Origin of the sequence: Micromonospora sp. CPCC 205539 (assembly GCF_036906815.1) — a bacterium.
Classification (GTDB): Bacteria; Actinomycetota; Actinomycetes; order Mycobacteriales; family Micromonosporaceae; genus Micromonospora.
Map to the genome: position 1 here is coordinate 58,743 of NZ_JBAKHW010000023.1, position 25,315 is coordinate 84,057.

Below are 25,315 nucleotides of genomic sequence, written 5' to 3' on the forward strand. Positions count from 1 at the left end.
TGAATCAGGACTTGGCCCAGCGCAGGATCTCGCCGAGCACCAGGTCCGGTGCCTCCAGATGCGGGAAGTGCCCCACCTCGTCGAGCAGCCGCCATTCGTACGGAGCGGCGACGTACCGACCGGAGCCCTGGGCGGTACGCGGCAGGGCGGCGACGTCCAACGCGCCGTGCAGTTGGAGGGTCGGGGTGACCAGGGGCTTCTGCATCAGTCGAACGAAACGGTAGCCGTGCAGCCGCAGCGCCGAACGGAACGCCCAGCGGTACCCCTCGAGTGCGCAGAACGCGGCCTGCGGAATGCGCATCGCGTCCCGGCACCGGTCGGCGTACGCCTCGAAGGCCGGGCTGGCGACCCAGCGTGGCCCACCCCAGCGCTGCAGGATCTCGGCCACAGGCGCCGCGCGGTCCCGGGTCAGCACGTGTTCGTAGCGGGGGATTTGGAACTTCAGCGCCGGTGTGGAGGCGGCGAACTGCCCGCGCGGGTCGGCGAAGATAGCGGCGCGTAACCGCAGCGGGTGCGGCGCTCCCAGCACCACGAGCCGGCGGACCAGGGTTGGGTGGAACGAGGCCACCGTCCAGGCGACCATGCCACCGACACCGCTGCCGACCAGCGTCGCCGACCGTTCGCCGAGCGCACGGATCAGCCCGGCCATGTCGGCGGCGAGGGTGTAGCCGTCGTACCCCCGGGGTGGTTTGTCGCTGGCGCCGTAGCCGCGCAGGTCCACGGCGACCGCGCGGAACCCGGCGTCGGCGACGGCCGGCAGCATCTGGTGCCACGCCCACCAGTGCTCGGGGAAGCCGTGCAGGAAGAGCACCATCGGGCCGGTGCCGGCCTCGACCACGTGAAACCGGGTGCCGTTGGCGCCGACGAAACGATGCGTCCACGGCCCCTCGGTGAGGACGCAGGACTCGTCGACGGCTCCGCCGCGCTGCTCGGTCATGCGCCCAGCCTAGGGCCCCGGTTGTTCCGGCTGGCCCTGGTGGTCGCGTTGAACAGGGAGAAGCCCGGGTTGTCCCCTACCGACCCGAGGGTCACTGGTCGGGGGCCGCTAAAGGGCAACGCCCGGGCAGATGACCTGCCCGGGCGTTGCCGCTGTTACCGCTTGTGGAACTAGGAAATCTTGATCTTCAGCGAGGTGCCGTCCTGCTCCAGGACCTTGACCTTGACACCGGTCGCGGGGAGCTTGACGCCGTGGTTCGGCAGCTCCGCGTACCAGTACTGCTTGGTGTCGTCGAACAGCGGCTCCGCAGCCTGACCGCGGATGTACTGCGGCTGGCTGTTGAGGTGCAGCGTGAACGAGTCGGCCTTCTTGAGGCTGAACGGCGCGTCGTAGACCTGGACGCGGGCACGCCAGGCGGCCCCGGTCAGGTTGTAGATCGGGCGCGGGTGCGCGTCGATGTACAGGTTGCGACCCTCACCCGGGTGACCACCCGGGTTGGTGGCCGACGCCGGCGCGGTGTTGTTGTCCGTCCAGCGGGTGTTCCAGTACGAGATGAGCAGGCCCTCCTGGTACGCGTAGTGATCCACGTAGTCCGGGCGGGTGTTCGCGTACCCGAAGAAGTACGGGCCCGTCTTCAGGTACTTGTCGTACGAGACGTACGACCGGTTGCCGGCGATGTAGTAGTTGTCGAACAGCCGGCTGTAGGTCGCACCGACGACCGACCAACCGTCGAGCGCCCAGCCGGCGTCGGTCTCGGCGCCGTCACTGAACACGGTCTGACCGTCGGCCGTCACGGTGATCGCGTCACCGAAGAAACCGCCCTCGGAAACGCCACCGTCGGTGACGTAGTGCAGGCGGACCTGCGCCGACTTGCCAGCGAGCGCGGTCAGCGGGATGTTGATGTCCGCCCACGCGCCGTTGCTGGTGCCGTCCAGGGCCGGGCGGTCGGCGCCATCGACACCGATCGGCTCACCGTTGACCGTGCCGTCCAGGTCGATCCAGGTCTGGCCACCGTCGATCGAGCCCTCGAAGTAGAGGTAGTCGTAACCCTCTTCGATCGCGTACTTGCCCTTCAGCGACAGCGCCGCCGAGGACTTGCCGGTCAGGTCGAACGTCCTCGTCATGGTCTGGTTGAGGTCGTCCTCGTTGCCGGAGAAGTACTGCTTCGAACCTTCGAACGGTGCGCCGTAGTTGAAGGTGTACTCCCGCGGCGGCAGCACTACAACGGCCGCCTGTGCCTTGTCCGAGTTGTACTCCTGCGGGCCGAGGTCCAGCGTGCGCTTCTGCCCCGCCACGACCACCTCGTAGTCGAGCCAGCCGAGCTGGAGCTTGTTCCATGCACCCAGGTCGCCACCACGGTCGCCGATGCCGGCGTCGTTCTTGGCACCGAGCCGGCTCTGGGCCATCAGGGTCCAGTGCTCGTTGTTGTTGTCCGCGGGGCCGTAGTCGTCCGGCAGGCCCAGGTCGTGGCCGTACTCGTGGTAGAAGACGCTGCGGCCGCCGTTTTCCGGCTGGATCGTGTAGTCGCGGATCCAGACGCCGGTGGTGCCGATCTGGGTGCCACCGATCGGGAAGTTCGGCGGGCCCACCGGCGAGCTGTTGTACGCCGACCAGCGGTGGCTCCAGATGGCGTCCTCACCCTGGTGCGGGTCACCGTCGGCCTGGTCGCCGCCGGAGTGGACGATCTGGAAGTGGTCGATGTAGCCGTCCGACTCGTTGAAGTCGCCGTCACCGTCGAAGTCGAACCGGTCCCACTGGTCGTAGGACCGCATCTCCTCGGCGATCTGCGCGTCCGTCCGGCCCTTGGCCTTCTGGTCGGCGACCCACTGGTTGGCGGCGTCGCGGATCAGCGCCCAGGTGTTCGAGCAGACGTTGTCGCCGCAGACCGCGGGGTCGCCGGTCGGGTCGTCGTCGGCCTTCGGGTCGTCGGAGCGACCGTAGCGGGCCTCGTTGTATGGAACCTTGACCCAGTCGGTGACCTGACCGTCGACCGTGTAACGGCCGGAGGACTGGGCCTCGTAGTACTGCTTCAGCGACTCGTCGCCCGGGTTGGTGCCGAAGTACAGCTGACGGAAGTGCTCCGGGCTGAAGTCCGGCTGCCAGACGGTGGAGTTGTCCACAACACGGTTGGGCTGCGGGATCTGGTTGTGCAGCGGCCCGCTGAAGGTCGTCGGCCCGGCGATGTCCGGGTTCATGTCCTTGTCCGGGTAGGACGGGTGCCGCTGGTCGCCGAACTCGGCCAGGATCACGAAGATCTTGTCGGTCCGCTCACGCTCGAGCTCGACGTACTGGTCCTTGGCCTGAGCGCCGGCGGAGCGGGCGTTGGCGCCCGACTCGCTGGTCTTGCCGACCTGGCCGACCTTGACGACCTTGCTGCCGTTGCGCTCGATGGGCTTGCTGCGCCCACTCAACACGTCGCTGAGACCCTGCTCACGCAGCGCGCGACGCTTGTCCTCGAGCTTGTCGGGGAGCTCATCCTTCAGTGACTGCGGCTCGGCGGCCTGAGCTGCAGCCGGCAGTTTGGGCTGAGGCGCCGCCGAGGCGGACGGGCCGAAAGCCAGGCCTGTCGCCGTCAGTGAGAGCCCGAGCAGACCCACTGCGACTTTGCGCACGTGGTACCTCCGGTGTGAGGGAACCGGCCCAGCGGGGTGACAGGCCGGGAGAGATCGATCCCACTAGGGGGACCAATGGTGAACATAGACACTGCCGGGACGGGTGGGAAGACACTCACGTTGATTTGTTGCAATATTTTGTTGGGAACGCTTTTCACCGTCACACCCTGGGCGTTCATCAGCCACGCTGACCTGGATGGATCGGTCGGGTTCGTTGGCCAGTGACATATTTCGATCAAATTTTCCTGGCGTTCCGACCTCTTGACGGTGACCGCGACCGGCGATGTCGGGCCGGCAGGTTGAGGGCGTACCGCCGAAATGTTGGTACACCGTTCACTCGTCGATTGCCCCGAACGCGGGACGGCCCGCCCGGAGCGTGGTGCTCCGGACGGGCCGCCCGTTGTTCTCCTCCGACGACGGACCTGCTCGGGTCAGGGCCGCGCCGAGGTGACGTACACCGTGGCCGACGTGTTGTCCCGTGCGGCCCGCTTGATGGTCAGCGAGACGCCGTAGTTGACGCCCTGGTCACCGGGGTTGCCGGTGCCCAGCACGATCGCGCCGCCGCCCAGCTCCACGCCGTAGAACTCCGGCGCCGGGCTGCCGTCCGGGTGGGTGACCCGGGTGGTGTACGGCGCGTTGTTCCGCGACGGCACCACCACCGAGGCGTCGTTGTCCCGGGAGTACGCCGCGCCGTCCCGCATCTCGATGCCCGGGTACCAGGTCTTGGCGTCGGTGAAGGTCTTCACCGCCGGCTGCGACCGGAACTTCGTGCAGTACGCGCTGTACGGCTCGCCGGCCGCCTCCAGGCACTCCGTGAAGGGGTACGTCGGGTGCAGCGTGAACGCCGCGTTCGACGACTGCGGACGGCTGGGCAGGTTGTCCGTCACCGACGGGTCCTTTTCAGCCGCCGTGCCCGTACGCCGCAACGGGTCGAAGTGCGAGTCGACGATGAGCAACCCGCCCTTCGCGCCGTAGCTGGGCAGCGCGGTCATCTGTCCGGTGACGTGGTTGACGTCGCCGAGCGCCGTGTCCCGATACCACAGCAGCAGGCCCGGCGCGTTGTACGCGATCCGGTCGACCTTCCACGCCTCGTGCGAGTAGATCGTGTCGTAGGCGTACTTCAGGCCCTTGTCGAAGCCGTCGAAGTTGCGCCACTCGGCCAGGTAGAACTGCGCGTGGACCTCGGTGCCGCCGCTGACCTTCCAGCCCGCGCCGGTGGTGTCCACCCAGGTGCCACCGGTGGCCGTCCAGCCGTTGGCGTCGCCCTCGACGTCGTCGGTCCACGTGGTGGCGCCGCCGCCGGTGACCGAGAAGTCGTCGGCGAACCAGTTGCGCTCCTCGAACGCCTCGTCGGTGGCCAGACGCAGTCGCAGCTGGATCGTGGTCCCGGCGTACGCCGACAGGTCGACGTAGTCGTGCCGCCAGCCGTCGGTGCTGCCGGTCAGGCCGTACTTCTTGCCGCCGAAGTCGTTCATCCGGCCGTTCGGGTCCGGGTAGCCGTCGGGCGTGGTGACCACGGTGCCGGCCTCGTCGTACACCTTCGCCTCGGTCCAGGACGTCCCGCCGTTCGTCGACAACTCGACGAAGCCGTAGTCCCAGTCCTCCTCGATGATGTAGTTGTTCCACATCCAGAACTTCGCGTCCGCCGCCGCAGGCACGTCGACCGAACGGCTCAACTTGACGTCGGCCCACTCCTGGTCGTTGTTGCTGTGCCACATCTTCGTGCCGCTGTGTGGCGTGGCCAGCGTGGTCACCTTGTCCGGCAGGTCGATCTTGATGCCGTCCTCGGTGCGGACCGGGGTACGCGACGACTGCCCGACCTCCACGTTGCGCGGACGGGCGCCCGGGGCCACGGTGAGCGGGTCGGCCCAGCCGAGCACCCACTTGTCCCAGATGCCCATGTGGGTCGGCAGCGCCTGGAAGATCTCGCCGGAGTGCGAGCCCGAGGCCATCAGGTCCCAGAAGTCGACGTCGGAGTCGGCGTTGCCGGAGGTGTCGTAGAGGTCCGGCAGGCCGAGGTCGTGACCGAACTCGTGGGCGAAGACGCCGACGCCGGCGTCCTCCGGCTGCACGATGTAGTTCGACACCTTCAAGTTGGTGCCCGGGATGCTGTAGCCACCCGGGACCGAGGAGGAGTGCGCCCAGACGGCGTACACACCCTGGTCACCGCCGCCGCGCGACTTGCCCTGCCCGGCGTGCACCAGCACGAGGTGATCGATCACGCCGTCCGGCTCGAAGACGTTGCCGTCGCCGTCCCGGTCAGCCTGGTCTTCCTTGTCGTAGTCGGCCCAGGGGAAGTTGGGGTCCTTCGCGGCGAGCGAGTCGATCGCGTCGGTCGCCAGCCGGCCCGCGCCGGCCGGGTTGTCCGGGTGGCCGTTCATCGACTGCTCCCGGCCGGGGACCCAGTTGCCGTCCTCGTCCTGGGTGCAGCGGTTGGCGGCGTACCAGCCCTCCGAGTGCGGCACGCTGATCCACGGGCTGGCCTGCCCGGCGACCGTGTACGCGCCCTTGGACATCTCCAGGTACATGTTGTGCATCGTGCGGCCGGACAGGTCGATGCCCCGCCTGCCGTTCAGGTCTCGCAGGTCCTTGCGGACCCGCTCGGTGATGCCCTTCTTGCTGTAGAGCATCTTGTCGTAGTGGGCCGGCGAGAAGTCCGGAACCCACATCGAGTTGTTGTCCTCGTAGGGCAGGGTCGCCGGGTTCACGATGTTGTTGTGCTTCGGGCCGTTCTGCACGGTGCCGGGAACGCAGGTCCGGTCCTCGAACACCGTCTTCGGGACCATGACACCGGTGAAGTCGTCGTTCGCCTGGTCGTTGAACTCCACCAGCAGCGTCAGCAGCTTCGCCGTCTGGGTGGTCGGCGCCTGCTTGATCTTCCGGGGGTTCTTGCCGGTCTTGAGCGACTTGGCTTCGATCTTGGACAACTGCGCCGCGGTGACCGGGTTGCCCCGCGCGTGCTTCTGATCGAAGGCTCGCGCGTCGTCGACCGCGGGGGTGTAGACGCCACTCTTGCCCTTGACCTCGCGGCCGGTGGTGTCCGGCTGCACCTCGGGCTCGGCATAGTTGATGTAGTACTCATCGGCCCCGATGGCCGCCCGGGGGATGGTGGACGACTGGGCCGCCGCGCTGCCACTCACGGTCAGTGACGTGGCCGCGAGGGCGATGACGGGTAGCGCGACGAGTAGTCGTCGGCGCGACCTCGGTCGGGATGTTCTGTTCATGCCGCTCCGTTTCTCGGGCCTGGGCGGAAGAAGTCGGGCGATTCCGGATGTAGTGCCACGCATCGAAACCTCCCGACGTGCGTGAAACTAAATGAGAACGACGGCAAAGAACAGGGGGGTGATCGATGCGTTACCCGGATGGCCCATGCAGTTCGGTCGATCGAGCGACCCGTCCGGCCGTACCCGGAAAACAAAACAACGGTGGGTGACGGTCCGTCCGGACCGCCACCCACCGCAGGGGTACGTCTGCCGTCAGTCCTCGTCGGACTTCCCGCTGCTCATCCCCGAGGAGATCAGGTCCATCACGGATGAGTCCTGCAACGTCGTCACGTCACCCAGTGACCGGTGCTCGGCCACGTCGCGCAGCAACCGGCGCATGATCTTGCCGGAGCGCGTCTTCGGCAGCTCCGGCACCAGCATGATCTGCCGGGGCTTGGCGATCGGGCCGAGCGTCTTCGCCACGTGGTTGCGCAACTCGGTGATCAGCTTCTCGCCCGCCTCGCCGGCGATGTCCGTGCTGCCGCGCGGAATGGCGAACGCGACGATCGCCTGCCCCGTGGTCGGGTCGGTCGCGCCCACCACTGCGGCCTCCGCCACGGACGGGTGCGACACCAGCGCCGACTCCACCTCGGTAGTGGAGATGTTGTGCCCGGACACCAGCATCACGTCGTCCACCCGGCCGAGCAGCCAGATGTGCCCGTCGTCGTCCTTCTTCGCCCCGTCGCCGGCGAAGTACATCCCCTCGAACCGGCTCCAGTACGTCTCGATGAACCGGTTGTCGTCGCCCCAGATCGTGCGCAGCATCGACGGCCACGGCTCCCTCAGCACCAGGTAACCGCCGCCGCCGTTCGGCACCGACTGGCCCTGGTCGTCCACCACGTCCGCGACGATGCCCGGCAGCGGGGTCATCGCCGAACCCGGCTTGGCCGCGGTCACACCGGGCAGCGGCGAGATCATGATCGCGCCGGTCTCGGTCTGCCACCAGGTGTCCACGACGGGCAGCTCGGCCCGGCCGATGTGCTGCCGGTACCAGATCCACGCCTCCGGGTTGATCGGTTCGCCGACGCTGCCCAGCAGCCGCAGCGAGGACAGGTCGAAGCCGGCCGGGATGTCCTCGCCCCACTTCATCATCGTCCGGATCAGTGTCGGCGCGGTGTAGAGGATGCTGACCTGGTACTTGTCGACGATCTCCCAGAACCGGCCCTTGTGCGGGGTGTCCGGCGTGCCCTCGTACATGACCTGGGTGACGCCGTTGGCCAGCGGGCCGTACACGATGTAGGAGTGCCCGGTGACCCAGCCGATGTCGGCGGTGCACCAGTAGACGTCGGTCTCCGGCTTCAGGTCGAAGACCGCGTGTGCGGTGTACGCCGCCTGGGTCAGGTAGCCGCCGGTGGTGTGCAGGATGCCCTTCGGCCGGGCCGTCGTGCCGCTCGTGTAGAGGATGAACAGCGGGTGCTCGGCGTCGAACGGCTGCGCGGTGTGCTCCGCCGAAGCGGTCTCCACCGTCTCGTGCCACCAGTGGTCCTTCGCCGTCCAGGCCACGTCCTCACCGGTGCGCCGGACCACCAGCACGTGCTCGATCGACGGGCAGCTCGCCACCGCCTCGTCCACCGTCGGCTTCAGCGCCGACGGCTTACCCCGCCGGTAGCCACCGTCCGCGGTGATCACCACCTTGGCGGTGGCGTCCTGGATCCGGTTGCTCAACGAGTCCGCGGAGAAGCCACCGAAGACCACGCTGTGCGTCGCGCCGATCCGGGCGCAGGCCAGCATCGCGACCGCCGCCTCCGGAATCATCGGCAGGTAGATCGCCACCCGGTCGCCGGCCGTGACACCCAGGTCGGTGAGCGCGTTCGCCGCCCGGCAGGTCAACTCGTGCAGGTCGGCGTAGGTGAGGGTGCGGGTGTCGCCCGGCTCGCCCTCCCAGTGGATCGCCACCTTGTCGCCCCGGCCAGCCTCGATGTGCCGGTCCAGGCAGTTGTACGCCACGTTGAGCTGCCCACCGACGAACCACTTCGCGAACGGCGGGTTCGACCAGTCGAGCACCTCGTCCCACTGCTTCGCCCAGGACAGGCGGCCGGCCTGCTTCGCCCAGAACGCGAGCCGGTCGGACTCGGCCTCGGCGTACGCGTCGACGGTGACGTTGGCGTGCGCGGCGAGTTCGGCCGGCGGGGGGAACTGGCGCGTCTCGTTCAGCAGATTGGCCAATGCCTCGCTCATGCCGTGACTCCTCGTCGCTCGGTGACCTGGGTCTCGCTGGGCACGAGGGTAGTCGTGGGGCCTCCGTCGGGCGACCGCTGCCCGCCCCGTCGCGCCGAGCGGCCCTCGCCGCGCGCCCGACGGCCGCCCTTTATCCGTCCGCGCGGCACGCCACGGCTCGCGCGGGCGGTGGGGCTTGATCGACACGAGGTCGGTGATGTCGCGGTATCGCTGCGGGTGGAACCCCGCGACATCAGTGACCTCGTGATGACCATGCCGCGGTTGGCCCCGGTGGTGGTTCGGGTCGCGTTGCCGCCGGGTGCGACCCGGGAGGCCGGGCCGGGTCGCTAGCGTGGCGGGGTGACCACCGACCCGCTCGCACCCCTGCTCGCGCTCGCCGACATCGCCGCTGCCGTCGAGCAGGCCCGCGAGCGGTTCGACCGGGCACTCGGTCACCGCGCGCTCCGCCGCAACGGCGGCCAGGTCGCGGCCGAGGTGAGCCTCCGGTCCGCGGTCGCCAGCGCAGCCCTCGAGGGGTACGCGCACGAGCGCGAGGCGGTTCGGGCCGGTACGGTCACCGACCCGGTGGTGCAAGGTGCGCTGCGGGTGGCCGGCGCGCTGCCCGGGTTGAGTGAACTCTGGCCGAAGGCGCCCCGGCAGGCACTCGCCCGGCTGCACGTCCTCGCCGCGCGGGACGTGGTGGCGGACGACGAACTGGGCCGCCCGGTGGCCGACCCGGTGGTCGCCGCCCGGCTGGACGGACTGGCCGGGCTGGTCGCTGGCGGTACGACCGCGTCCCCGCTGGTGCTCGCCGCCGTGGTCCATGGAGAACTGCTGAACCTGCGTCCATTCGCCGGGCCCTCCGGGGTGGTGGCCCGTGGCGCCGCCCGCCTGGTGCTGCTCGCCAGCGGCTTCGACCCGCGCGGCCTGCTCGCCGTCGACGTGGGCCACCGTGAGCGCGAGCCCGAGTACGTCGGCTCAGCTGGCGCCTTCGCCACCGGCACCCCCGACGGGCTGCGCTCCTGGCTACGCCACTACATGGCGGCCGTGGAGGTCGGCGCCGACCAGCTCACCGCCATCGGCGACGAGATCCTCGCCGCCGCCTGACCTGACGCCAACTCGTCGCTCGATCCTGGTTGTAGCGGCCTCAGCCGTGCGGGACACCACTACAACCACGATCGAGCCCGATCTTGGCCTGGGTCGATCGACGGGTCCAGGGCTGGAGCGTGCGTACGTGGCTGATGGTCAGGCGGTGGCGGCGGCTCTGGTGCGGCGGTGGCGGCCGTACCAGGCGATGCCGATGGCCACGCCGACACCCACGCCGAGCGCCGCCGCCGCGACCGGAACGGCGGGCCGCTCGCGCAGCCTGCGGCCCAGCGGGATCGGATGCCGGAACTCCAGCACCGGCCAGGCGTTCTCGGAGGCCAGCTTGCGCAGCTGCCGGTCCGGGTTGACCACACTCGGGTGGCCGACGCACTCCAGCAGCGGCCGGTCGCTGTACGAGTCGGAGTAGGCGTACGAGTCGGCCAGGTCGTAGTCGCGGACGGCGGCCAACTCGTTGACCGCCTCGACCTTGCTCGGGCCGGCCGCGTAGAACTCGACCTCGCCGCTGTACCGGCCGTCCCGAACGGTCATCCGGGTGGCGATCACGTCGGTCACGCCGAGCAGTTCGCCGATCGGCCGGACCATCTCCTCGCCGGAGGCGGAGACCAGCACCACGTCCCGGCCGGCCGCCTGGTGTTCCTCGATCAGCGCGGCTGCCTCTGCGTACACATAAGGATTGATCAGGTCGTGGAGTGTCTCCGCGACGATCTGGCGGACCTGTTCCACCTGCCAGCCCTTGCAGAGCGCGGCCAGGTAGTCCCTGGTCCGGGCCATGGTCTGCTCGTCGGTGCCGCCCAGCCGGAACATCAGCTGCGCGTACGCCGACTTGACCACGTCACGCCGTGTGATCAGCCCGTCCCGGTAGAACGGCCGACCGAACGCCAGGGCGCTCGACTTGGCGATGACGGTCTTGTCCAGATCGAAAAAAGCGGCACTTCGGCCCACGGCGCGAAAGTCTAGCCGGATGGTCTATCGTCGGCGGGTGCCCGGGGTCACGACACCCCTCAGACCTGCGGGCCGACGCCACCAACTCTGCTCCGCGTGACCGTGTTCACATTTCGCGCGGAGATTTTCGCAGTGAGTGGGGTCGACACCACTCGACGTGACGGGCCCGCTCAGGCAGACTTGTTGTCACGACGAGCACTCATATCTCGGACAACAGGACAGACCCTCGGCGGTTGCACCCCCCGTGACCGTCGAGTGGTTCGGCTCGACCCCCCCGGAGCCGAACCTTCGACGACCCCCGTCTCCCCCCGACGGGGGTCGTCCCTTTCCGGGCTGAGCGCTCCGACGCAGGTCACAGGTCGTCATCCTGCCCGTCCAGGCCGTCCACAGGCGGCGTTTCTGCGACCGGAGGCAGCAGAGAGGCAGCAGAGTCGTCGAATGCCTCCAGGACGCGTGCCGCGTAATCGTCCGGGGTGTGGGTGTAACGATTGAGCGTCGTGGACGCCTGCTCGTGGCCCATCACCCGCTGCGCCAGGTTGATCGGGACGCCGTCGGTCACCAGCCATTTCGCGTAGGCGTGCCGCAGGTCGTGGAACCGCATCCCGCCGACAGCCGTGGCCGTTACGCAGGTGACTGCTTGCCTCGGTAGTCGCCGACGGGTACTTCATTGACGAACCAGGGTTGCTGTACCGGAAGCACCCCGACCAGATCACCGCACAGGCCGACTGGAATGCAACCGCGGAGTGGCAGCTCCGCAGCTCATCGAGTCCCGGGCGATCGCGTTACGAGCTCTCTTCTTTCGACCACTGCCTGACCCCGGGCAACCGGCGGCGGTCGTCGTCTGGAAGGCCGGCCGGACTGCCGGCGATGTCAGGCTCCAGTGGATGCTTTACGCATCTATTCCAGTCGATGGGTGATAGTTCGTCGGCCGGTAGCGGCCTGGTCGTCACACCGCGTGACTGATCCGCCGCCTGCTGCCGGGGCGCGATGGGTGGTGCCAACCTGCGGCACGCTCGGGGCCGTCGACGCGGTAATCCTCTGGCCGGTGGCGACACAAGCCAGGGTGAGAGTCGCCGAGGCAGTTGGGAGTTCGGGTGGGTCCACCGAAGAAACGCGACGAGGGCTGGTTCACCAGCCTCTATAGGGCCGATTACGCGCACATCGTGAGGTACGGCCTACGCCGGCTCGCCGACGGGGACGCAGCGGCTGAGCTTGCTCAGGAGGTCTTCATCGTGGCCTGGCGGCGGCGCACCGAGGTGCCGGACCGCAGCCTGCCCTGGCTGTACGGGGTGGCTCGACGCCTGTTGGCGAACCAGTGGCGGTCCCGGCGCGCGGCCCCGGACGTACTGCCGATCACCGACGCCGACCTGACCCGGGTGGGGCACTCGTCCAGCGCCGACGTGGCCGTAGGGGTCGCCGACGTCCGGGCAGCCCTGACCACCCTCAACGATCTCGATCAGGAGATCCTCCGGCTGATCGGCTGGGAGGAACTGACGGTCTCCGAAGCCGCCCGGGTCCTCGGCTGTACCCGCGCGGCTGCGGCAGTGCGCCTGCACCGTGCCCGCCGCCGCCTCACCGAAGCGATGTCAAACCAGCCCACCCCGCGTCGACGCCCGGCGTTGGTCAGCGTTCGAGAGGATCTGTGATGTTCGGAGTAGAGCGAACCCGTACCCTTCTCGGCCCGGCCGACCCGGCCCGGAACGCCGCCGTCGCACCGCCCCCGGTCTCGGCGCACGAGCTCATGGCCCCTGCCGGCGAGACCAAGGGGGGCGGTCGTCGTCCCGTACGCCCGACCCGTCGGCTGGTCCTGGCGGCCGGGACGCTGGCGGTCGCGGTCGGGGCCGTGGCGGTCCTTCAGCCGTTCGACAGGGCTACCCCGGACGCCCCCGCTGTCGCCCTGGGATCGGTGCTCGTGCCGGTCGCATACGAGTTCGAATCGAACGCGTCGGCGGCCGGCCCGCAGCTGCGCGCCCTCGCCGGCAGGCTCGTCGACGCGGAGTACGACAAGCAGGACCGGCGCTACATGTACCACCACACGAAGATCTGGGGTGACCCGGTGGAGACCTCCGCCGACGGCCGTCACCACATCGCCTACGTCGGCGAATGGAAGGTCTGGCAAGCGGTGGACGGGGCCGACGGTGCTCAGGTCAGCACGCAGCTGGAGCCGCAGTACCCCGACCAGGCCTCCCGTGATTACTGGCAGCGCGAGCTCAAGAAGCCCCGCGCGGTCGTCGGCACCCCCGCACCCACTCTCGTCCCGCTGCCAGCGGAGGAACTCCCTCCGCTGCCGGTTGACCGGTCGGAACTGCGCGACCTGCTGAAGGTCGAACACGGTGCGGGTGCGGTGACCAAGGAGGTGTCCACGGTCTACGGCCGGTACGTCGTACCGCGCCAGACCCGCGCGGAGGTCCTCCGGGTCCTCGCCGACATTCCCGGCCTCCGGTGGCGAGGGCAGGTGACCGACCGGGCCGGCCGCAGGGGCGTCGCGGTCACCTATGACGACCGTGAGCACGACCAGCAGAATCTGCTGATCTTCGACCCGAAGACGGGCGAGCTGCTCGCCCATGAGTTGCTGACGCTCGCACCCATGCGGCTCAGCACGTACCAGGTGTTCCTCGATACCGGTTGGAGCGATCGAGTCGGCTGACCGTCGACGTCGGGGCCGCTCCTTTGGGAGCGGCCCCGATGCGTCCACGGCTACTGAGGTGCGACGGGTTGAGCCGGCCGTTGGTGGCCTGCGAGGCTACTGCGGGTCATGCCGTGACGCGGACCGTGCTGACCGGTCCGCCAACGACGGTCACGCGTATCTCGGTGGTGTCGGCAGGCAGTAGCGCCGCGTCGCGGCCGGCGTCCTGCCATTGACCAGCGTTGCTCCGGTAGGTCAGAACTGCGCCCTCGGCGGCAACGAGGATGCCCTGGCTGTCCGGTAGCCGTAGCTGAACTGGCAGTGGCGCGTTCCGATCGACCATCGCGCTGGCGACCGCCTGCAGGGGAGCGTCGCCGCGTGCGAGCAGCGCGATGACGCGAGCGGGGTCGCTGTCGTACTGAAGGGTCTGGACGAGTAGTCGGCGGCCGTCGGGCGTTGCCCCGTAAAGCGACAGATTAGGGGAGTCACCGCTCGCATGGGTTCCAGCAGCATCGATGAATGCGGCGAGAGCTTCGGGCCCGGCACTCACCTCATAGCCGGTCCGGCCAGCATCGTACGTGGAAGTGCTGGGTTCGCCGCCCCACACCTCGGCGGCGCCCGGCAGCGTGTGCTTGAGCTGCGGCGTCTCCGGGCGGCCGCTGCCGCCGGGGAAGAGGACCTCGTAGATGCCATCGATATGCACGGCATTCTCTCGGCTGACCGGGGTGCCGGAGAGCGCGAACGTAATCTTCGTTCGTTGTGGTGTTATCGGCAGTACGGCCGCGCCGTTCTCGAACCGCACCTTCTGGTAGGTGCGGATGATCTTGCCGTCACGCGTGTACCGCATTTCTGGCGAGAACTCCACCGGGCGCCCGGTGTCGAGGACCAGTAGCACGTCGCGCTCCGACCCGAGCAAAGTCGCCTGCGAATTGCCCGCTGGATCACCATCGGTAAGCATCTCGAAAGTCTTGACCCGTGGACCGCTGGCGGTGGGTTCGACGAACGCCGCCCATCCGATGAGGCTGTCACCAGCGCTCACGATCGGATGGGTCGTGCTGCGGGCGGTGACATAGGCGGCCGGGCCGGCCGGCGTCCTCCCCGCCCACACCACGTGCGGGCCGCCCCGCATCTGCCCCTCGTTCGAGCGCTCGTGTTGACGCTGCCATTCCGCGCGGACCTGCCGCAGGTACGCGTCGTCGCCGGCCAGATCACCCTTGGTGGGCTCGTCGAAAAACGGCGAAGCCACCTCGGTCTCATCCCCGCCGTAAGGGATCTGAAGTGCACCACTCAGGGGGATCACCACTGCGGCCGCACAAACCGCGGCCAACACAGCGCGCCGGCGCAGCACGCGTCGCCGACCACCACGACGGACATCATCGAGGAGGTGAGGCCGATCGTCGAGGTGATTGGTCGCGCGGTGCAGAACCTCCCGCACGTCGTTGTCGCTGATGCTCATCGCGAACTCTCCGTATGGGCGATGGACAAGGAAAGACCCGGACCGGACAGCGCTTCCCGCAGACGGGCCAGTCCCCGCGAGGCGTTACTTTTCACCGCGCCTTCGGAGCAGCCCAACGTCCTGGCTACGTCGGCGGTCGGCAGATCCTCGAGGTAACGGAGCACGACCGTGGCGCGTTGCCTCGGGGGCAGATCACGCAGTGCCGCGACGACCGCCCGGCGAAGTGCGACGTCGTCGGCGTGGTCCCGTGCGACCACGTCGTGGTCCCCCAGAGTCTGTTCCGGTCGCCGTTTTCGCCGCCGCCACCGGTTGATCGATCGGTTGACCAGCGCGCGTCGGGCGTAGGCCTCCGGGCTGGTCTGCACGCGGCGCCAACGCACGTAGACCTGCTCCAGGACCTCCTGGAGCAGGTCCTCGGCGGTGTGCCGGTCACCCGTCAACAGGTAGGCGACCCGCAGCAGCGCCACCGACCGTGTGCGGACGAACTCGTCAAACTCCGCGCCCCGCGAATCACGCATCTGACCTCCGGTCTCGTTACTAAGCAAGACACCGCGACACGTTCGTCGGTTTACCGGCTTGCCACCGAAGTGGCCCCGATCCGCCACGACATGCCCGAAGCGCGCTGGCAGCAAGGTTCGACGCGGCTTCGAGACAGCCCGCGCGCGTAGCAGATCAACTGTCTCGTCGGCCGTTGTCCACAGGCCGCGAGGTTGTCCACAGGCGGCGTGGCCGGGGCGGTCGGCGGGCCCGGATCCGAGCAGGGTCGGCGGCATACCAGAGCCCGACCGCTGGAGGCCGCGATGCCACCCCGTACCTCCGTTCCGCCGATCCGAAGGCTCCCGCTCATCGTCACGGGAGACGGCGATCTGCTCGACGATCTGCTCCGATTGGCCGCTGCCGGCGGCACCGAGGTCGAGCTCGCCGCCGACCCAGCGGCCGCCCGTACCCGCTGGCAACCCGCCCCACTGATCCTGCTCGGCGCCGACCAGGCGCAGTCCTGCCTGCGCGCACGCCTGCCGCACCGGCCCCGGTTGGTGCTGGTCGGCCGGGTCGGCCAGATCGACCCCGGTTGGCAGATCGCCGAGCTGATCGGCGCCGAGCACGTCGCCGCGCTGCCCGCTGCGGAGCCGTGGCTGGTGGATCGGTTCGCCGAACACGGACCGGACCATCCGGACGGCTCCGGCGCACGGATCGTCGCGCTGTTCGGCGGGCGGGGCGGCGCCGGCGCGAGCGTTCTCGCCGGCGGGCTCGCCGTGACCGCCGCCCGAGCCCGGCTTCGTACCCTGCTGATCGACGCCGACCCACTCGGCGGTGGCCTCGACCTCGTGCTCGGCTGGGAGCAGTTGGAAGGTCTGCGCTGGCCGTCGCTCACCGGCGCGGACGGACGGGTCGACGCCCCGGCGCTGGTCCAGGCCCTGCCCAGCCGGGGCGACCTGGTGGTGCTCTCCTGGGATCGCGGTGACCTGTTGCCGTTGCCCACCGCCGCGATGGCGGCCACCATCGACGCCGCCCGGCGCGGCCGGGACTTCGTGGTGATCGACCTGCCCCGGCAGTTGGACGACGCAGCGGTGATCGCGTTGCAGGCGGCCGACCAGGCGTTCGTTGTCGTCCCGGCCGAGCTGCGCGCCACCGCGGCTGCGGCCCGGGTGGTGGCCGCCGCCGTTCCGCACTGCGCCGCGCTCTCGGTGATCGTGCGCGGGCCTGCACCGGGTCGGCTCCGTGCGACCGAGGTGGCGCGGGCGCTCGGGCTTCCCCTCGCTGGCACGCTGCGCCCCGAGCCGGGGATCGGCCGCGGCCTGGAACGCGGCGAGGCGCCGGCCGCCGCCGGCAAGGGCCCGCTGGCGGCCCTCTGCCAGCGGATCGTCAGCGATCTCACCGGTGTGCCGGCCACGGGTGCGGCATGACGGGCCAGGACGGCACCCTCGCGGCACGGGTGCGGCAGCGGATCGCCGCCGCCACCACGCCGGTCACCCCTGCGGCGATCGTGTCCGCCGTACGGGCCGAGTCCACCGCTGCGGTGCTCGGTGACACCACCGTGCTGCGCATCGCCGACCGGGTGCACGACAACCTCGTCGGCGCCGGGCCGCTGGCCCCGCTGCTGACCGACCCGGCGGTGACCGACGTGCTGGTCAACGGCACCCGGGTCTGGGTCGACCGAGGGGCGGGGCTGCACCAGGTCGCGGTGCCGGTGGGGTCGGTGGAGGACGTCCGTCGGTTGGCGCAGCGGTTGATCGCCAGCGCCGGGCGGCGGCTCGACGACGGCTCGCCGTACGCGGACGCCCGGCTGCCCGACGGCACCCGACTGCACGCCGTGCTGCCGCCGGTGGCGACCGAGGGCCCCTACCTGTCGTTCCGGACCTTCCGGCACCGACCGTTCACCCTCGACGAGTTGGTGCAGCAGGGCACCCTGCCGCGACCGGTGGCGCCGGTGCTCGCCGCCGTCGTCGCGGCCCGTCTGGCGTACCTGGTCACCGGCGGCACCGGGTCGGGCAAGACGACGCTACTCAACACGTTGCTCGGGTTGGTGCCGGCCACCGAGCGGATCGTGCTGGTGGAGGACGCCGCCGAGCTGCAACCGGGGCACCCGCACGTCGTGGGGCTGCAAGCGCGTACCGCCAATGTCGAGGGCTCGGGGGTGGTGAGCCTCGGCGACCTGGTCCGGCAGGCGCTGCGGATGCGCCCGGACCGGCTCGTGGTCGGGGAGTGCCGAGGCGGCGAGGTCGTCGACCTGCTGGCAGCACTCAACACCGGTCATGACGGGGGCGCCGGCACGCTGCACGCCAACACGCCATCCGACGTGCCGGCCCGACTGGAGGCGCTCGGCATGCTGGGTGGGCTGCCCCGCGCCGCGCTACACGCCCAGGTGGTCGCCGCGTTGCAGGTCCTCTTCCAGGTGCGCCGTGGTGACCGGGGACGGGTGCTGGAGTCGGTCTGCCTGCTGCTCCCGGCGGGTCCGGACCGGCTGGCCACCGTGGTGCCCGCCTGGGTACGCGGTCGTGGACTCGGGCTGGCCGCCCGCGCGCTCGGGGCGCTCCTGCGGGATCGGGGTGTACCGGTGCCGCCGATCCTCAGCGAGCCGTGGCCGGGAACGGCGGGCCCGGCATGACCGGCGGAGCGATGCTGGTGGCGGTACTGCTGCTCGCGGCCGCGACCCTGGTTGCCTGGCCCGTGCAGAGCATCCGTGCCCGGCGGCGTCGGGTGCTCACGGCGGCGGAACGGGGCAACGCCGCTGTTGATCCGGACGACGCACTCGTGGAGTGGATCAGAGAGCTCGGGCGTACGCCGACCGGGCCGGACGACGGTATCGGCGTCCCACCCGTCCTCTCCGGCCATCTGCCTATCGCGGTGGGCTACAGCGGCGGGCGGTCGGTGGTCGACTGGCCCACCCGGAACGTCACCGGCGGCCCGAGTTGGCCGCAGGCGCCGGGCGGGTCGGCCGCGTCCACGCGTCCGGCAGGTCCGGTACGTCCGCCGAGTCGTCGGGATCCCCGTCGTCCGTCCGGGGCTGCCGGGCCGGTGACCGAGGCGCAGGACGCCGAGCGACTCGCCGCCACGTCGGTGCTCGACGGCAGAGGTCCCGAAGTGGACGTTGAAGCCGACTCGTCGGGCGGGCCGGGGGACCCGACTCGCCCTGGTCGCGGCCTCGTCGAACCGGTGGCCGTGCGGGTCGGCGGGTCGAGCGCGCGTACGTCGGTGCGCGTCCCGCGGTCATCGGTGCGCGCGCTGTTGCTGGTTGGTCTGGCGGGGGCCGGTGTCGGTGCTGCGCTTGCCGGCCCGGTGGCCGGGGTGGTGTTAGCCAGCTACAGCACGCTGGCCGTGCGTTCCGCGCTGCGCTGGCGGCTCAACCGGCACACCGAGCAGATTCGACGGCGCGGATTGGACCAGCTCTGCGGCCTCGCGGCGGACCTTCGGGCAGGTCTCCCCGTCCCGCCAACGGTCGAGATCGGCGCAGCGGACGGGTCGGACCGGCTCCGTCACCTGACCTCGGCGGCGATGCGTCTGGCCGACCGAACCGGCGCACCTCTCGCGGAGCTCGTCGAGCGGATCGAGGCGGACGCCCGCGCGTCCGACCGGGGGTTGGCCGCCGCAGCGGCACAGGCGGCCGGTGCCCGGGCGACGGCCTGGTTACTGGCGGGCCTACCGATCGGCGGTATCGGGCTTGGCTACGGCATCGGCGTCGACCCCATGGCGGTGCTTCTGCACACCGTGGTCGGCGGGGTCTGCGCGATTCTCGCGGTCGCCCTACAGGTGGTCGGCCTGTTCTGGACCGAGCGGCTGGGAGCGGCACCGGGGCGGGCCACCTGATGTCCCAGCCACCAGAACCAGTGAGCCAACGCGGACCAGCGCGCGAGCGCGGAACGGCCGGCCGACGCCGACCGGACGCGATCCGGCTCGTCGCGGGCATGGGCGGGCTCGCGGTGGCAGTGGTCGTCGGGGGTTGGTTGGGGTTGCTCGGCGCGGTCCCGACCGCATTTGTGCTGGATTTGCTGCTCCGGCGGATCGAGTCCCCGGCGGTGCGCCGCCGACGGCTGCGGGAGGCCGCTGACCTGCCACTCGCCGCCGACCTGCTGGCTGCGGCAATGCGTGCCGGCGCCCCGGTGGACCGCTCGGTGCTGGCCGTCGCCGAGGCGCTGGACGGCCCGCTCGCCAGTCGGCTGGCCCGGGTCGGCCGCGCCCTGCTGCTCGGCGGGGGTCCGGTCGAGGCATGGTCGGCGCTCGACGGAGTGCCGGGTGCGGAGCGGGTGAGCGCCGCAGCGTTGCGCTCGGCCAACAGCGGTGCCGCCCTCGCCGGTGCGCTGACCCGGCTCGCGGACGACCTCCGCGCCGACCGGGCCACGGTCGCCGAGGCCTCGGCCCGTCGGGCGGGCGTGCTCATCGTCCTGCCGCTGGGGCTCTGCTTCCTGCCAGCGTTCATTCTTGCCGGCCTGGTGCCGGTGATCGTCGCCGTTCTCGGCGACATGCTCTGACCCATCGAGAAGGGAAACAACATGCGCAAACTCATCGCCCGCCTGCGGGGTGACGCCGGGATGAACACCGCCGAGTACGCCGTCGGCACCCTCGCGGCGGTCGCCTTCGCCGGGATCCTGTTGAAGGTGCTGACCTCCGGCAACGTCCAGTCGGCGCTGACCGCCGTCATCGACCGGGCGCTCAAGTGATCGGGCGCCGGCAGGCCGGCCACGATCGGAGGGCTGGCACCGTCGGGCGGGTGGTCCGCGGCGACCGGGGGTCCTTCACCGCCGAGTTGGCGGCCGGCCTGCCGGCGCTGCTCCTGCTCCTGCTCGGCGGCTTGACGGCGGTCAACGCCGTGAGCACCCAGGCGAGTTGCTTGCACGCGGCCCGGGAGGCCGCGCTGGCCGCCGCCCGGGGCGCGGACGGCAGCGCGGACGGCCGTCGGCTGGCGCCACCGGGGGCGGAGGTGTCGGTGTCGATCGACGGCGATCGTGCTCAGGCAACGGTACGGGCGCCGGTGCGCGCGCTGGGTGGTCAGTTACCGCGAACAACGGTGGTTGCCACCGCCGTCGCGGCCGTCGAGCCGGGAGTTGGGGAGGAGGTGCCGTGATGCGAGGACCTGACGTTGAGCCGCTTCGCTGCGGCACCGGATCGACCAGCGAGCAACCCGAGGGCCCGGCGAACGCAGAGCAACCCGAGGGCCCGGCGAACGCAGAGCAACCCGAGGGTGACCGGTCAGATTTCGAGCGGGGTGGGGCGACGGTCCTGCTGCTGGCGGTGGGGCTGGTCTTCGTGCTGGCCGGGGCCTTCTGCGCTGCCCTTACCGCGACAGGGATGGCACGTCAGCGGGCCGCGGTAGCGGCCGATCTTGGCGCACTGGCCGGGGCCGCCAGGGTGTTCGACGGGGACACCGTGGCGTGCGCGTCCGCGGCGGACATCACCGGTCGCAACGGTGGGCGGCTGGTCGACTGTCGCGTCGACGGGCTGGACGTGCTGGTGACCGCCGAGGTGGCCGTCACGCCACTGCCCGGCCTGACCCGGGTCGCGTCGTCAACGGCCCGCGCCGGCCCGGTGCGGGGCTGAGCGGGCGAGGGGGCCGCCAACACGGTCAGGGCGCTGGGAGTGCCTCGGCAATCATTCGATGTCCTTGGGCTTCGAACGGTTCGTCGCCAACTCGATGGGCCCAGGCTGCTGTGGCGATCGCCTCGCGGACTCGGGTGCGGTGCCATGCGTCCGTCTGGCGCGGATCGGTCCCGTAACCGTCGAGGAACGCTGTCTCGAGCGTCGCGTCGCGGCGGAATTCCTGAGCGGCCAGCCGGGTGAGGTCCGTATAGGCGGGACGCATCGCCGCGCGACCGAAGTCGATGACGCTGACGACGCCGTCGTGGATGAGCCAGTTTCGGGGATGCCAGTCACCATGGGTTGGCACGAGCACCGCGCCGGGCGTGGGCCACCCGGTGATCTCGGCCCGCAGTCGTCCCACCGTGCCCGACGTGATCCGGTGTGGGCCGTTGAGCCAGGCGAGGGCCTTCTCGTTCTCCCGGCTCTCGTAGTCGTCGTCGGCTACGCGGGTCTGCGCGTGGAAGAGAGCCAGGAGTTCGCCGGCCGCTCGGTAGGTGGCGGGATCGTCGGCGTGTTCGCTGCCGAGCACCAGTTCGCCGGGCAGATATCGCGTCACGATTAGCTTCGCATCGGCGTCGCCGTGTTGCAGGATCGGAGCGCGGCCCAGCCTGGTCCACTGGCTCAGCCAGGTGAGGTGGGCGTGCAGTTCTCGTTCGACGTGATGGTCGCTGTCGCCGCCGGCCTTGACGATGAGCCGGGCCCCGGCGTGCGTCATCTCCAGGACCGTCGTCTGCACCAGGCCCCAGCTGTGGTCCTTCTCGACGGTCGCGCCGGGAAGCCACTGATCCAACAGGGCTCGCTGCCGAGTCAACAGGTTGGCGAGCCCAGAAGCCATGGCCAAATCTTACGAGCCGCCCTGCCCGCCCCTTGACCCGCGCAACTACAGGGATAGTGCTGCCTCCGAGACGCCTGAGGCAGCAGTTTCCCCGAAGTTGCGCGGATCTTGAAGCGGTGCGCGTGGCGCGAGCCGAGTTTGTCAGCGGGCCTGGAGCGCGTCGAGGGCGATGGCCATCGCGATGACCAGCCGGCGGTCGAGCTGCGGGTTCTGCACCTCGACGACGTACTTGTCGCGCAGGCCCCACTTCTTGACCACGGTGAAGCCCGGCTGGCCGCCAGCGGTGAAGTCGAAGTGGTACGGCAGCCAGGACAGCGAGTCGACGAACCGGCGCAGCAGCGCGACCGGCAGGCTGCGCTCCTGGCCCGTCACCTGCGGCAGGCCGGCCTGCTCGACGTGCCAGGTCGAGCGGAGCAGCGACTGGGCGAAGTCCTTACGGAACAGGCCGATCGCGTTGCCGGCCGCGTCCGTGACGTCGTACGTGGCGCCCAGGTCGAGGCGCTGGCGGGCCTTGAAGCCCAGCAGGGGGGTCTGCTTGGTGTCGTCGGTGTAGATCGTCACCTGCTCCTTGAAGGCGAGCCGCTTCTGCTGGGCGAAGGCCAACAGCTCACCATCGGTGCCGTCCGGTGCGACCGCGCGGACCTCGTACTGGTTGACCATCATGCGCAGACGCTGCTTGATGTGGAACTGCTGCAGGGTCTGCAAGTTGTCGAGCTGCATCAAAACTCCTCAGGGGGATCGTCGGCCGGAGTCTTGCACAGCCCGGCAAATGCCGTCTGCCCATCCGGCTCAGGTGGGGAGGTTCGCCAGCACCACGTCGAGCACCCGGATCGCGTCCGGCTTGGAGAGCGGATTGTTGCCGTTGCCGCACTTCGGCGACTGCACGCAGGACGGGCAGCCGGTCTCGCAGCCGCACTCCGCGATCGCGTCCCGGGTGGCCCGCAGCCATGCCGACGCCGTCCCGTACGCCCGCTCGGCGAAGCCGGCACCGCCCGGGTGCCCGTCGTAGACGAACACGGTCGGCGCCTCGGTGTCCTGGTGCAGAGCGGTGGACAGCCCGCCGATGTCCCACCGGTCGCAGGTGGCCATGAGCGGCAGCAGGCCGATCGCGGCGTGTTCGGCGGCGTGCAGCGCACCCGGTACGTCGGCCGCCTGGACGCCGGCGAGGGCCAGTGACTGCGGCGACAGGGTGAACCAGACCGCCACCGTACGCAGCTCACGGCTGGGCAGGTCCAGCGGTCGGGTGTCGATCACTTCGCCGGTGGCGATCCGCCGCCGTTGGTACGACACGACCTGGCTGGTCACGTCCACCTCACCGAGGAACATGCCGACCGGACCGGCATCCACGTAGGAGCGCACCGACACCACGGACAGGTCGGTGACGTCGCGGGCGTGGGTGGACCAGTCGGGCTCCTCGACGTGCACCAGTGCGCAGCCGTCCGCGAGGTCGAGGTCGTCGACCACGTACGAGACGCCCTGGTGCAGGTAGACCGCGCCACGATGGAGGAGGAAGTGCGACGAGCCGCCGTCGACCGTGCCGAGCAGCCGGCCGGTGGCCGACTCGACCACGGCGACCGGTGCGCCGCCCTCGCCGCGCAGGTCCACCTCGGGGCGCTCCCGGTGCCGCCAGTACCAGCCGGTCGGCCGCTGGCGCAGCGCACCGGCCTCCACCAACTGGTCGATCGCCTCTTTCGCCCCGTCGCCGAAGAGCGCCAGGTCGGCCGGGGTGAGCGGCGCCTCGACCGCGGCGCAGGCCAACTGGGGGGCCAGCACGTACGGGTTTGCCGGGTCGAGCACGGTGGCCTCCACCGGTGCCCCGAAGATCGCCTCCGGGTGGTGCACCAGGTAGGTGTCCAGTGGGTCGTCCCGGGCCACCAACACCGCGAGCGCCTCCTGCCCGGAGCGACCGGCGCGACCCGCCTGCTGCCAGAGCGACGCCCGGGTGCCCGGGTAGCCGCAGATCAGCACCGCGTCCAGCCCGATGAGGTCCACGCCCAACTCGAGCGCGTTGGTGGACGCCAGCCCGAGCAGGTCACCGTGCAGCAGCGCCCGTTCCAGCTCGCGTCGCTCCTCGCGTAGGTAGCCACCCCGGTAGGCGGCCACCCGGTCGCCGAGCCCCGGCACCGCCTCGTCCAGCGCCCGGCGTGCGCTGGCCGCCACCACCTCGGCGCCCTTGCGGGAACGGACGAACGCGAGTGTGCGTACCCCCTCGGCGACCGTGTCGGCGAGCAGGTCCGCGGTCTCCCGCAGCGCCGACCGGCGGACCTGGGTGAGCTCCGTCATGTCGTCGTGGGCGCCCGTCGCCTGGGCGGGCGCGGACGATGAGGGCGCCGAAGGCAGCAGTGGCGGCTCCCACAGCGCGAAGGTCACGCCGCCCCGCGGTGACGCGTCCTCGGTGATGGCCGTCACCGGCAGGCCGGTCAGTCGACCGGCCGCGGTCGCCGGGTCACCGGAGGTCGCCGAGGCGAGCACGAACACCGGAGTGGCCCCGAACCGGGCGCACTGCCGGCGCAGCCGACGCAGCACGTGCGCCACGTGCGAACCGAACACGCCCCGGTAGGTGTGGCACTCGTCGATCACCACGTACGCCAGTCGGCGCAGGAAGCCGGACCACTGGGCGTGCCCGGGCAGGATGCCGTGGTGCAGCATGTCGGGGTTGGTGAGCACGAATCGGGAGTGCTTGCGGATCCACTCCCGCTCGGCGCGCGGAGTGTCCCCGTCGTAGCAGGCCGGGCGGACCCCCTCCAGCTCCAGCGCGGTGACGGCCCGCAGCTGGTCGGCGGCGAGCGCCTTGGTCGGCGCCAGGTAGAGCACGGTGGCTCGGGGGTCGGCGAGCAGCGTGGCCAGCGCCGGGAGTTGGTACGCCAGGGACTTGCCGGACGCGGTGCCAGTGGCCACCACCACATGCCCACCGTCGTACGCGAGGCTGGCCGCCTCGGCCTGGTGCCGCCAGGGCGCGACCACGCCGCGGCGGGCGAACGCCGCGCGCAGCTCCGTCGGCGCCCACGGTGGCCACGGCGCGGGCACCCCGGCGCGGGCCGGCACCCGCTCGACGTGGGTGATCGGGTCGCCGGCGCCCCGGGCGCGTAGCCGCCGCAGCAGGTCGGCCGGGGATGTCCCCGGGCCCGGGCCTGCGGATACGGTCGGCGACGACAGCTTCATGTCGTGGCGCGGCGACAGACGCGCCGAGCTGAAGCTGTCGTTCGTCACGTCCTGCACTCTCGCACTGGTGTTCGGAGATGAAAAGTCGGGCCGGGGGGTAAGGGGTAGCCGCCGCCGGGGGCCGCAGGGTGTCCCGGCGGTAGTGG

At 70.5% G+C, this 25,315-nt stretch carries 21 protein-coding genes; 10 read left to right on the forward strand and 11 right to left on the reverse strand.

The genetic code is table 11. The features are described from left to right. Window positions 1-4 precede the first annotated feature (4 nt). From V6V47_RS20915 to acs, 4 genes are all read right to left on the reverse strand, one after another. Window positions 5-937 carry an alpha/beta fold hydrolase gene (locus V6V47_RS20915; protein WP_334630000.1) on the reverse strand — a complete coding sequence of 311 codons (933 nt, stop codon included), beginning with the start codon at window positions 935-937 and terminating at the stop codon, window positions 5-7. A 170-nt stretch (window positions 938-1,107) separates the two neighbouring features. After that, window positions 1,108-3,534, reverse strand: coding sequence for an immune inhibitor A domain-containing protein (locus V6V47_RS20920; protein ID WP_334630039.1), 2,427 nt, complete (start codon window positions 3,532-3,534; stop codon window positions 1,108-1,110). A gap of 446 nt (window positions 3,535-3,980) precedes the next feature. Next, entirely contained in the window at window positions 3,981-6,773 is a 2,793-nt protein-coding gene (locus tag V6V47_RS20925; protein WP_334630001.1) for an immune inhibitor A domain-containing protein, read from the reverse strand. Window positions 6,774-7,025: 252 nt separating this feature from the next. Further along, a complete protein-coding gene (gene acs / locus V6V47_RS20930) occupies window positions 7,026-8,990 on the reverse strand; it encodes an acetate--CoA ligase (protein WP_334630002.1) in 1,965 nt (654 codons plus the stop codon). A gap of 339 nt (window positions 8,991-9,329) precedes the next feature. Here acs and V6V47_RS20935 point away from each other — a divergent pair, with 339 nt between their 5' ends. Beyond that, window positions 9,330-10,076, forward strand: coding sequence for an oxidoreductase (locus tag V6V47_RS20935; RefSeq protein WP_334630003.1), 747 nt, complete (start codon window positions 9,330-9,332; stop codon window positions 10,074-10,076). Between the two features lie 138 nt (window positions 10,077-10,214). On the opposite strand, the gene V6V47_RS20940 is transcribed toward V6V47_RS20935, so the two are convergent. Next, on the reverse strand, window positions 10,215-11,018 hold the full coding sequence (locus tag V6V47_RS20940) for an HAD family hydrolase (RefSeq protein ID WP_334630004.1): 804 nt from the start codon (window positions 11,016-11,018) through the stop codon (window positions 10,215-10,217). A 352-nt stretch (window positions 11,019-11,370) separates the two neighbouring features. Further along, complete coding sequence (locus V6V47_RS20945) at window positions 11,371-11,619, reverse strand: tyrosine-type recombinase/integrase (protein WP_334630005.1); 249 nt, start codon at window positions 11,617-11,619, stop codon at window positions 11,371-11,373. A gap of 493 nt (window positions 11,620-12,112) precedes the next feature. Here V6V47_RS20945 and V6V47_RS20950 point away from each other — a divergent pair, with 493 nt between their 5' ends. Together V6V47_RS20950 and V6V47_RS20955 are read left to right on the forward strand one after the other, a co-directional pair. Then, on the forward strand, window positions 12,113-12,664 hold the full coding sequence (locus V6V47_RS20950) for an RNA polymerase sigma factor (RefSeq protein WP_334630006.1): 552 nt from the start codon (window positions 12,113-12,115) through the stop codon (window positions 12,662-12,664). After that, on the forward strand, window positions 12,664-13,665 hold the full coding sequence (locus V6V47_RS20955) for a CU044_5270 family protein (protein WP_334630007.1): 1,002 nt from the start codon (window positions 12,664-12,666) through the stop codon (window positions 13,663-13,665). Before V6V47_RS20950 ends, V6V47_RS20955 begins: the two co-directional genes overlap by 1 nt. Window positions 13,666-13,771: 106 nt before the next feature. Here V6V47_RS20955 and V6V47_RS20960 read toward each other — a convergent pair whose 3' ends face one another. Both V6V47_RS20960 and V6V47_RS20965 read right to left on the reverse strand, forming a co-directional pair. After that, window positions 13,772-15,100 carry a hypothetical protein gene (locus tag V6V47_RS20960; protein ID WP_334630008.1) on the reverse strand — a complete coding sequence of 443 codons (1,329 nt, stop codon included), beginning with the start codon at window positions 15,098-15,100 and terminating at the stop codon, window positions 13,772-13,774. Beyond that, the gene (locus tag V6V47_RS20965; protein ID WP_334630009.1) at window positions 15,097-15,618 is read right to left on the reverse strand and encodes a SigE family RNA polymerase sigma factor; all 522 of its coding nucleotides are present in this window, start codon (window positions 15,616-15,618) and stop codon (window positions 15,097-15,099) included. Before V6V47_RS20965 ends, V6V47_RS20960 begins: the two co-directional genes overlap by 4 nt. 282 nt (window positions 15,619-15,900) lie before the next feature. On the opposite strand from V6V47_RS20965, the gene ssd reads away from it, so the two are divergent. From ssd to V6V47_RS21000, 7 genes are read left to right on the forward strand one after another with little or no spacing between them, the layout of a single operon-like run. Then, window positions 15,901-17,004 (forward strand): septum site-determining protein Ssd, encoded by a 1,104-nt coding sequence (ssd, locus tag V6V47_RS20970; protein ID WP_334630010.1) that lies wholly within the window; start codon window positions 15,901-15,903, stop codon window positions 17,002-17,004. Then, window positions 17,001-18,206: a TadA family conjugal transfer-associated ATPase gene (locus V6V47_RS20975; RefSeq protein ID WP_334630011.1), complete on the forward strand. Its 1,206-nt coding sequence runs from the start codon at window positions 17,001-17,003 to the stop codon at window positions 18,204-18,206. The genes ssd and V6V47_RS20975 overlap by 4 nt, the downstream gene beginning before the upstream one ends. Continuing rightward, complete coding sequence (locus V6V47_RS20980) at window positions 18,203-19,405, forward strand: hypothetical protein (RefSeq protein WP_334630012.1); 1,203 nt, start codon at window positions 18,203-18,205, stop codon at window positions 19,403-19,405. The genes V6V47_RS20975 and V6V47_RS20980 overlap by 4 nt, the downstream gene beginning before the upstream one ends. Continuing rightward, window positions 19,405-20,067: a type II secretion system F family protein gene (locus tag V6V47_RS20985; RefSeq protein WP_442934276.1), complete on the forward strand. Its 663-nt coding sequence runs from the start codon at window positions 19,405-19,407 to the stop codon at window positions 20,065-20,067. Before V6V47_RS20980 ends, V6V47_RS20985 begins: the two co-directional genes overlap by 1 nt. Window positions 20,068-20,088: 21 nt before the next feature. Next, window positions 20,089-20,256: a DUF4244 domain-containing protein gene (locus V6V47_RS20990; protein ID WP_081883916.1), complete on the forward strand. Its 168-nt coding sequence runs from the start codon at window positions 20,089-20,091 to the stop codon at window positions 20,254-20,256. A gap of 50 nt (window positions 20,257-20,306) precedes the next feature. Further along, window positions 20,307-20,660, forward strand: coding sequence for a TadE family type IV pilus minor pilin (locus tag V6V47_RS20995; RefSeq protein ID WP_334630013.1), 354 nt, complete (start codon window positions 20,307-20,309; stop codon window positions 20,658-20,660). Then, window positions 20,660-21,133 (forward strand): Rv3654c family TadE-like protein, encoded by a 474-nt coding sequence (locus V6V47_RS21000; protein WP_334630015.1) that lies wholly within the window; start codon window positions 20,660-20,662, stop codon window positions 21,131-21,133. Before V6V47_RS20995 ends, V6V47_RS21000 begins: the two co-directional genes overlap by 1 nt. Window positions 21,134-21,158: 25 nt before the next feature. Here V6V47_RS21000 and V6V47_RS21005 read toward each other — a convergent pair whose 3' ends face one another. The 3 genes from V6V47_RS21005 to V6V47_RS21015 form a co-directional block, all read right to left on the reverse strand. Further along, window positions 21,159-22,007: a phosphotransferase gene (locus V6V47_RS21005; protein ID WP_334630016.1), complete on the reverse strand. Its 849-nt coding sequence runs from the start codon at window positions 22,005-22,007 to the stop codon at window positions 21,159-21,161. A gap of 141 nt (window positions 22,008-22,148) precedes the next feature. Beyond that, window positions 22,149-22,727, reverse strand: coding sequence for a hypothetical protein (locus V6V47_RS21010; RefSeq protein ID WP_334630017.1), 579 nt, complete (start codon window positions 22,725-22,727; stop codon window positions 22,149-22,151). 69 nt (window positions 22,728-22,796) lie between these two features. Beyond that, window positions 22,797-25,169 carry a DEAD/DEAH box helicase gene (locus V6V47_RS21015; RefSeq protein WP_334630041.1) on the reverse strand — a complete coding sequence of 791 codons (2,373 nt, stop codon included), beginning with the start codon at window positions 25,167-25,169 and terminating at the stop codon, window positions 22,797-22,799. Window positions 25,170-25,315 lie beyond the last annotated feature (146 nt).